Raw genomic sequence first — 1071 nt, 5'->3', positions numbered from 1 at the left:
GTCGGAGCCCGGCCCGGCCTCGCCCGGGGTGACCAGAAGCGGCAGATGCGTGCCGCCGATGATCTCGGCGCTGGTGAGGCGGGCCGGATCGGGGGCGGTGCCGTCGGCGCCGTGCAGGAACAGGGTCTCTTCGCCGTAATCGAGCCGCAGCGCCGCGCCCTGGGCGCGCAGGGTGAGCTGCGAGACATCGCGCAGCATGGCCCATGACGACAGGTCGAGCCGGTCGGTGCCCTGCTCGAAATCGGTGATGGTGTCGGTGCGGCCATCGGCGTCGAGCACGAAGAGATCGGCCCCCGCCCCGCCGGTAAGCCGTTCCGCACCGCCGCCGTCGCGCAGGACGTCATCGCCCGCACCGCCGCGCAGGATGTCGTTGCCGCTGCCGCCCGCGTGCAGCCGGCCGCCGCGCAGATCGAGCCTGAGCCGGATCACGCCCGGCTCGCTCGCGGAAGCCGCGAAGATGTCGAGCCCGTCGCCCGCGCCGCGCAGCGCCAGCGCCGAGATGTTGGCAAGGCCCGCGGCGGTGCTGTCGGCCAGATGCGCCAGCGCCACCAGCCGCCCGCCGGGCAGAAGCTCGTGCACCGAAATGCCGTCGTCGGCGCCGCCCGAAACCACGAAGCCGCGGCCCGCGTGGCGGATCGTGGCCAGCGCTGCGACGCCCCCAAAGCGGCTGTCGCGGTCGTCGATCAGGTGATCGGTGACGGTGAGCCCGCCATCGGCGCCGATCCGCATCACGCTGAGCGAGCCACTGCCCGCGGCCCCCAGCACGAGATGGGGCGTTCCGCTCAATGTCAGGCTCTCCATCACGGTCGGGGCCGAGACCCACAGCCCCTCCGCCGTGCCGATGTCGCCCTGCACCGAAAGCGCGCCGTCGCGCCCGACCGAAAGCGTGGTGACCGCCGGCTCCGCCCCGCCGATGGCGGCGAAGAGAAAGGCGCGCTCGCCGATCTCGGCCGAGGCCAGCGCAGTGACGGCTTCGAGCCGCGTCGCGGCGCCGTCGGGGGTGACGCCCGCGCCCTGCGCAGCGCCGCTGTCGGACAGGCGCATCGCGTGGCGGGTCAGGCTGGCGCGGAC

Annotated in this window: 1 protein-coding gene; it reads right to left on the bottom strand. The window is 74.3% G+C overall.

Annotated elements, in window-relative coordinates; all coding sequences use genetic code 11:
- Window positions 1-1071, bottom strand: a 1071-nt coding sequence (locus tag NHG85_RS00295) for a M10 family metallopeptidase C-terminal domain-containing protein (RefSeq protein ID WP_370362951.1), incomplete at both ends; no start/stop codon positions are given.

It is taken from the genome of Limimaricola litoreus (genome assembly GCF_024159025.1).
Classification (GTDB): Bacteria; Pseudomonadota; Alphaproteobacteria; order Rhodobacterales; family Rhodobacteraceae; genus Limimaricola; species Limimaricola litoreus.
Note: the sequence above shows the minus strand (reverse complement) of the source record. Positions and strands in the feature narration are given on the sequence as shown.